This is a genomic window from Agathobacter sp., assembly GCF_977054825.1.
This window is the reverse complement of record NZ_CDRTEH010000020.1, coordinates 42,766-50,649: the sequence shown is the minus strand read 5'-3', so window position 1 is coordinate 50,649 and position 7,884 is coordinate 42,766. Positions and strand designations below refer to the sequence as shown.

7 protein-coding genes are annotated in these 7,884 nt (G+C 30.8%); all 7 read right to left on the bottom strand.

Going from position 1 to position 7,884, the window contains the following annotated elements:
• Positions 1-2,102: O-antigen ligase family protein (locus ACW6PM_RS12145; RefSeq protein WP_456057327.1), on the bottom strand; the 2,102-nt coding region annotated here is incomplete at its 3' end.
• Complete coding sequence (locus ACW6PM_RS12140; protein WP_456057326.1) at positions 2,089-2,931, bottom strand: glycosyltransferase family 2 protein; 843 nt, start codon at positions 2,929-2,931, stop codon at positions 2,089-2,091. The genes ACW6PM_RS12140 and ACW6PM_RS12145, both read right to left, overlap by 14 nt.
• A complete protein-coding gene (locus ACW6PM_RS12135) occupies positions 2,928-3,635 on the bottom strand; it encodes a glycosyltransferase family 2 protein (protein ID WP_456057328.1) in 708 nt (235 codons plus the stop codon). Before ACW6PM_RS12135 ends, ACW6PM_RS12140 begins: the two co-directional genes overlap by 4 nt.
• Before the next feature lie 2 nt (positions 3,636-3,637).
• Positions 3,638-4,813 carry a hypothetical protein gene (locus tag ACW6PM_RS12130; RefSeq protein ID WP_456057325.1) on the bottom strand — a complete coding sequence of 392 codons (1,176 nt, stop codon included), beginning with the start codon at positions 4,811-4,813 and terminating at the stop codon, positions 3,638-3,640.
• A gap of 12 nt (positions 4,814-4,825) precedes the next feature.
• Positions 4,826-5,647, bottom strand: a complete 822-nt coding sequence (locus ACW6PM_RS12125) for a LicD family protein (protein WP_456057324.1) — start codon at positions 5,645-5,647, stop codon at positions 4,826-4,828.
• 88 nt (positions 5,648-5,735) lie between these two features.
• Positions 5,736-7,145: an oligosaccharide flippase family protein gene (locus ACW6PM_RS12120; RefSeq protein WP_456057323.1), complete on the bottom strand. Its 1,410-nt coding sequence runs from the start codon at positions 7,143-7,145 to the stop codon at positions 5,736-5,738.
• A gap of 126 nt (positions 7,146-7,271) precedes the next feature.
• Positions 7,272-7,880: a dTDP-4-dehydrorhamnose 3,5-epimerase gene (rfbC, locus tag ACW6PM_RS12115; RefSeq protein WP_022293018.1), complete on the bottom strand. Its 609-nt coding sequence runs from the start codon at positions 7,878-7,880 to the stop codon at positions 7,272-7,274.
• Positions 7,881-7,884 lie beyond the last annotated feature (4 nt).

The following is a 7,884-nucleotide window of genomic DNA, read 5'->3' as shown; positions in this document are numbered from 1 at the left end:
TCAAGAAATTCATCTTTTCTTTCACCATCACCAATTATATGGATTCTTGTTCTTTTATTTTTCGCAAACTCTGAAACAATTTTTTCAATTAATGATATATCAATGATATTATTTATACTACCTAAATAGCATAAATCAATTTCTTCTTCTGATACTTTCATTTCTATACTTGTTTCTGCATTTTTCAATTTCAAATATTTGGTTTCCATTGAAAGGTTAATCTTTTGTGCCGACAATAACTCCCTATAATAATCACACTCAATCCATATTTGATCTGCAAATTTTAAATTCTTATTTCTGAAATTTCTCCAAATATCGAATCCCCAGTTTACAATCATATTCTTTGTCTTAACCGGCATAGATTCCGGCCACATATCAAAAACGTCCACAATAATCTCAGCATTATTAATCTTTTTATATTTTGCCGAACTTTTTACTAATGAATTATTTGGCACTTCTACATACACCAATTCTGGTTTACAAGCCAATAACATATAAAACGTTTTGTAACTGAACATCAGATGACTCAATATCCTGCTTATTGATAAATTTTTTTTGTAAGAGATTACATGCAGTTGCTTACTATTTTTATATTCATTGAAACAATACCTCTTTTTGGTCATATGATCAAAATCAGAGGTTACATAAATTACATCATAACCTTTTTTAACATAATCATTAACAAACTTTCCTGTTCTCACATTATAATGGTTAGTAGAACTTATAAAATAAGCAGTCTTTGGTTTCTTATTTTCCCACGGCATAGCTAAAACAAGAGCCAATGAATACATAAATAATCCAACACTTGAGTTTAAGCAAGGATTAAAATATGATATCACAAAAACAAACAAACAGCCTAACTGTGCTGCTAAAGCTAATAATCTTTGTTCTTTGCAAAATACATCACGTAAAATAATAGTGTCAAAAACAGAAAATAAAAAAGGAATAATAAAAATTATAAAGCCTATAAAACCTATTTTACTTAAAATATCTAAATAAAAATACTCAATAAAACCATCATTTATATCATTGGATACTCCCAATCCTCCGCCAAATAATGGATGTTTCTTTATATTTTCTAATGCTAACGTCTTTCTTTGCTCTCTAATGGCCAAATTCTGAATTTCAGCTTTTTTGTTTGTTAGTTCACTTTTATCATTTTTATCATTTTTATTATCAGAAGGTTTTTCAACATTTGTATTAGTATCTTCTATTTCTGCTCCGGCAAATAAACATCTATTTATGGCCACATCAACCAAATTTACTTTTTCAGCGACACTAACCATACCAATTAATACAACAACTATTCCACCAACAAAGCATGCCCTTATAGCCAATGTTTTAAAAAAGTCTCTATAAAATAATAATATTAATACTACAAATGCAAATATTCCAATAACAAATGCCAAGTAGCCTGATCGTGTATATGAAATAAACACGCCAAAAATATCTAACGCTGCAATAAATATCCAAATAATTTTACGTTTATTTTCTATTAACGAAAATACAATGCTTAAAGCAAAACCCGCAAAAAAAAGTCTGCTTCCAGAATTGAAAAAAATACGAGTCACCTTTCCTGTCAATTCTGTAATCATGCATATATTGTATCCATCAAAAAAATCATATGCCCCACGTCTTATCTCTAAAGGCATCTGCAGATAAAATGCCAGAATAATACCTAACACAGATACAACTCCAAGTGACAGAGATAGCATTTTCAAAAATGAAATCACTCTATTTTTTTTATACAAAACTGCCATCATCGGAAAAACTATCAAAAAATTTAAAAAACCTTTGAAATCAGACAAAAGTATTGTTGTATTTTGTTTTCCAACAAAGCCTCTAATAGCAGCTATAAATATAACAACCATGAAAACAAGTACACTTATTAAATACTTATTATTCAAATATTTTTTTAAATCCAATAATATAAGGACAACTGCCGCTAAAACCGATATTCCGAAAAAAATCATTCTACTTTGAATTCCAAAGCTCTTTGTCAGTTCCCCTGTTCCTAATAATACAACATCAAACATATATAAAACTAAACTAATATATGTTATTATCTCCATTACTCTTTTGATTGTTTTACTCGATTCCATGCATTCTCCTTATTAATTCAATGCCGTCTCTTCTACCCTTAAGCATTTGTTTCATTTTTTTCAACTTATCATCTTCGAATATCAGTGTTTTAAAAAAAAATAATCTATATGATTTCTTTTCTGCCTTTAAATTTATTATATCTTTATGTTCATTCATATAATAAATCCAATTTCTAACCATATAATATTTTCTCATTGCTGAATGATTAAGTGCAGTAAATTTAACGCCTAAAATACTATAATTTTTTCCTTTTCCCAATTCATGGCTAAGCTTAACACTACCAATCTGAAGTATTCTATACCCATGTTCCTTAAGCTTAGCACAAAAATCATGATCAACAAAGTCTATAAAAAGTTCTTCATTAAATCCTCCCACATCATTCCAAGCTGAAACCGGCACCAATGAAGCTGATGTTATGCACTTATCCACCTCTATAACATCTTCATTATTCAATTCACTTTTGAAATTTCTATCAACACACTGTGGACATAATGAACCCAATTTATGTTGTTCTAAATACTTTTTATATTCTTCAATTATATTATCCGGGCATACTGAGTCTTGATCTAAAGTCAAAACATAATCGTATTGTTGTACAATGGCAAATTCAAACATCTGATTCAAAGCTTTAGCAATGCCTTCATTTTTCCCATTCTTAATAATTGTTATATTTTTCCAGTTCTTTAATACACAATCCTCAATGCTCTTAATATTATCCGAACCGTTATCCACACATATTACCCTATCAACTTGTCCATAAATTGATGATATATTCTCTTCTAGTCTAGCAACATCTGGATTGAATAATGTTATACCTGCTAATATCATTTTTTCTCCCTGATTCTTTTATTTATACATTTCAGCATAATCGTTCTATTCTTAACCATGTCACCCAAAGGTAAATGAGTCATTTCTGATGCATTATTTGAATGTCTTCTATATAAAAGAAGCTGTTCGTTACAGAACTCAACTTTACCAACTCTTTCCGACAACAATCCAATCCACTGATCATGCATTGGAATATTATCCGGAAAAGGAATTGCATAATCCAGTATGCTTCGTTTAAAAGCCATACAGCAACCTATATATGAATTTTTTATCAAGTTTCTCCAATACCCTTTTTTGCATTTTTTAAATTCAAAAAAAGAGCAACCGGAAATTCTTAAATTAGAATCAACAATGCATGCATCATGCATTACCAAAGTACAATCCGTATTTTCAAAAATATCTAGTACCGTTTTAACTTTATTATCTTTCCATACATCATCCTGATCGCATAAAAAAATAATATCGCCTTTTGAATGTACTATTGCATTTTCAAAATTCTTAATCAGTCCTTTCCGAGGACCATCTATAATTCTAATTCTTCTATCCTTTTCAGCCAAATCATCAACAATTCTTCTGGTTCTATCAGAAGAACCATCATCTGAAATAATTATTTCATCTTGAGAATCAAGATTTCTTAATACAGATAAAATCTGTTCCTCAATGTATTTTTCGCCGTTAAAAGCAGCAACACAAACCGAAATCATATTTAACAAATCCTCTTTTCTCCCATAATAACTTTATCATTATTGCTCATACAAGCAAAAACAGAAAAAATAAACGGATTATATGCAATTTCAAGGAGATGGTGTTCAGCAAATGACGCTATAGTCACGATAAAAAATGCTAAACACATAATATATTTCTCATTATCCAGCATCTTTTTTTGAGCCATAAATATAAGCACTATAACCAGCACAAAAACAATAGCTCCATACTCATACATGCATCTTACAAATGAATTGTCTATAAAAAAATAATTATCTTTAGCAATAATAGACCCACCATTTCCGTGTTCCTCAATATACTGCCCCCATAATTTGATATTATATGTCGACATAGTCTGGGCAATATACTTTAATCTATCCGACAGCACATCATTTAATCCAATAATATATTTATTATTAAGCTGATATAACCATCCCAATACAAACGAAGCTATCACAATAAAACTCTCGCAGATATCTACAAGTAGCCATTCAATACGCTTATTTAATCCAACCCATTTTTTTATAATATAGCATATAGCTATTCCTGTCAAGAAAATAAGTAGACTGGCAACAGTTGTTCTACCATCACATCTAAAATAAAGAAAAGCTGCAATCAGAACAGATATTAAAGCCATTTTCCAATAATTCTTCTTTTTTATCACAGAAAACAATACTAAAATAATGAATAAAACATGAGCACAAAAATCCGTAGGTGATAAAAATCCATATGCAATCCTATTTCCCCTGTATAGACTTGGATATATTAGGTTCTCAACAATCCCTATTTGACTTCCTAGTATCGTAATTAATAAAAACGGTATACATACCATTAGGTAGTCTTTTAAAATTCTATCAATTGGAATATCTTTTGCTGCTGCTATCAATAAACCCACATACATTAATTCATGATAGCCACTTAAAAGCCCACTTATAATAAATGGTGCAACAATTGTTGCCATAATAATCAGATATTTTCTATTTGGTTCAACTAATATTTTACCTATAATATATCCCAGAAGCACTACCAAACAAATCCATGTATAACAACGTGGCAAATGAATTTGTATCATTGTTGTTCCCCAAAAGAAATGTATAAGTAGAAAAATATATACAATAGAGAAGACTTCTTTATTATATTTTTCAATAAAAGTTTTATAATTACCAATCAATAGCATCAATTATCACCATTATTTTCTATATATTATATATTCATGATATGGAACTCTCTCCTCTTCAGGTGGTGGAGTCATATAGTCTCCATATTCTTCTTCCAATACCTTTTTAGCCTGAACGGGAATTTTGGTTTTTACACCTTCAAATATAATGTCCTCAACATCTTCGAACCATTCCTTCTCATAATATGTAACACAGTTATCCCATATCAAATCCCCGACATATTTACTATTCTCATATGAATAGCTATTTGTAAGCATATCAAACTTATCCAAAAAATACTTAGTTCCCTTCACATGCGAATACAAGTAAACCGGAAATCTTAATAATCGTTTAACAAAACTCTTATTTGTTCCCATTATATTCTTACTCTGTGCACAACCAACACACTGCATCCAAAATGTTTTCTTTTTTTCAATTTGTTTTTTAGCACCATTCTTAACATTTCCTAATGCATCTAAAGGATAAATGTCTATAAATAATCCCATCCCCGCATCAGATAGTCCATCCGTTTTAACCATCTTAAATCTAGTATCACAAAATCTTTGTAAATTAAAAGGATAATCATCGGCTGTATATTTTGACATCAACTTAAATGGATATAGTTCTTCTTCATGTTCATTACAATATGCTACAAACTTATCATATTCAGGTCTTAACATGCAAACATCCATATCATCATCCCAAGGTATAAACCCATTATGTCTCATATATCCTATTAATGTTCCATACATAATTGAATACTTAATATCATTGTGCTCACATATCTCATCTATTTTTTTTAAAACATTTAAGGTTTCTTTATGCACCTCTTCCAAACTCAGTTCCCTATTCATCTAAAATCTGCCTTTCTACATTCTCGATATTTACAATAACTTTTTCAGTTTACATCCAACATATTACATAGTCAAGAACTTTGTACTTTTACTCTGCTTTTCTTCTGTTCTCTTTAACAAACTCCGGCAACACCTTAACTCCAATAAACATGACCACAGCAAAACATACCAAATATCTTACCAATATATTATCAATAAATATAAGATCTACTATTGCAATTATCACAATACTAAGTAAACATAATGCAATACAGCTAACTGGAATAATAGAAAATCTCATTAATCTATAAGAAATAACAAAATGCAATATCATATAACAAATATATGCAAACAAAGTAGTATATGCAGCCGCAATAAAGCCATATTTCTGTATAAATATATAATTCATAATGATATTAATTACCGCCGCACTCATTGTGCCCCACATGATAAAACTTGTTTTTTGCTTAAAATATTCAGATGGAACTATTACATTATATATAAATAATACAAAAGCGTCTAAAATCATAGGGATTGCAACATATTTTCCAACTGCATATTTTTGTCCGCCTATTATAAGAACTAATTCTGGTGAAATTGACATTACTCCAATAGCAATAATGAGGAAAAAATAACACAATTGTCTTGCTCTGCTTCTGACAGCTTCTATTTCTTTATTTTTCATCTTTTCATAAAACCATGTCATCCACACTTCAGAAATTGAATCAGATATAATTGCTAAAATCAATTTAATATTACCAACAAGTCCATATATGCCTGCCTCCGATTTTCCTATCATTTTATTAATCATTATTCTGTCAAATTGAGCAAGCAACACCTGAGATATACCATGTGGAATAATAGGCAAACTGTATTTTATTCCAAATTTCCAATATATTTTTTTATAGGTCGGTCGAGCACGTTTATATAAATCATATATAATATATACTGTAACAAGTACAGTGGAAATTGTAATTCCAAATACCCTTCCGAATCCTCTTGATGAATTAAAAATAGTCTTAATTAATATTAAAGAAAGACCTACATTTCCAATTGTGCTTGCTAAAGAAACCTTAATGTATTTTTTATACTCATAATCCAAGCTAATTCTTGCATTATATAAAGTAACTACCGCAATTCCAAAACTGTATATTACAAGCATAACCAATGTAACTAAATCAAGATCCAGTAATTTTGTCAATATTCTATTGAAAACAATAGAAATAAACAAAGCAACTATTAAATTTATCCAATATATTCCAGTAATTGACGATGTAAAATCATCAATTTTACCCTCAAACTCATATTTTGCACTTCTTATTGAGCTATGCAGAGCCATTCCAATAAAAACAAACAAGACTGCTTCATATGCGGCAAAAACCGTATACAACCCCATCTCTTCCGTAGTTAACAATCTACTAAATATAGGAATAGCCAAAAAATTTATACCTTTAACCATGACATTTCCTATAGTATATCCTATGCCAGCCTTAAATACTTTACTTTGCTTTAACTTCATATATTTTCCTCAATTATTTTTTTGTTTAGTTTACAACTATTAGTGATTATGGTCAAGACTTTTATAACGTAAATAGCTTCCGACAATTAATGCCGAAAGCTATACTGTTATGATATATCATATCAATTAAAATTTAAATGTATTCTCCAGTGTCTCCCACTTCTGATCCTTGTCACTTAAGTTGATTGGTGTACCATCCTCAAGTGTGTATCCGCTTCCGTCAGCGCTTCCCGGATACTCTCCGACAAGCTGTGGCCACTCGATGCCGATTGCAGGATCATTCCATGCAAGGCCGCTCTCATCTCCAAGATGCCAGAAATCTGTAACCTTGTAACAAAACTCTGCTACATCTGAGAGTACTAAAAATCCGTGTGCAAAGCCCTCCGGGATAAGGAACTGCTTCTTGTTCTCTTCTGTGAGCTCTACTCCAAACCACTTGCCGTATGTCTTTGAATCGCTTCTTAAGTCTACAGCCACATCAAATACTGAGCCTTTTACTGCACGCACAAGCTTTGCCTGTGGGTATTCCTTCTGGAAATGAAGTCCGCGGAGCACTCCCTTTGTGGAGCAAGACTGATTATCCTGTACGAATACTCTGTCAATGCCTGCCTCCTGCATGTCCTTTGAATTGTATGTCTCCATAAAGTATCCACGGTTGTCTCCGTGTACTGTAGGCTCGATGATGCAAAGTCCTTCGATTCCACCTACGTTTTTCTGTACTTTAATCTGTCCCATGATT

What these genes read in the sequence shown, in the direction of transcription:
- ACW6PM_RS12120 (WP_456057323.1), bottom strand. Translation starts at nt 7,145, where the DNA reads ATGAAGTTAAAGCAAAGTAAAGTATTTAAGGCTGGCATAGGATATACT.
- ACW6PM_RS12140 (WP_456057326.1), bottom strand. Translation starts at nt 2,931, where the DNA reads ATGATATTAGCAGGTATAACATTATTCAATCCAGATGTTGCTAGACTA.
- ACW6PM_RS12125 (WP_456057324.1), bottom strand. Translation starts at nt 5,647, where the DNA reads ATGAATAGGGAACTGAGTTTGGAAGAGGTGCATAAAGAAACCTTAAAT.
- ACW6PM_RS12135 (WP_456057328.1), bottom strand. Translation starts at nt 3,635, where the DNA reads ATGATTTCGGTTTGTGTTGCTGCTTTTAACGGCGAAAAATACATTGAG.
- ACW6PM_RS12130 (WP_456057325.1), bottom strand. Translation starts at nt 4,813, where the DNA reads ATGCTATTGATTGGTAATTATAAAACTTTTATTGAAAAATATAATAAA.
- rfbC (WP_022293018.1), bottom strand. Translation starts at nt 7,880, where the DNA reads ATGGGACAGATTAAAGTACAGAAAAACGTAGGTGGAATCGAAGGACTT.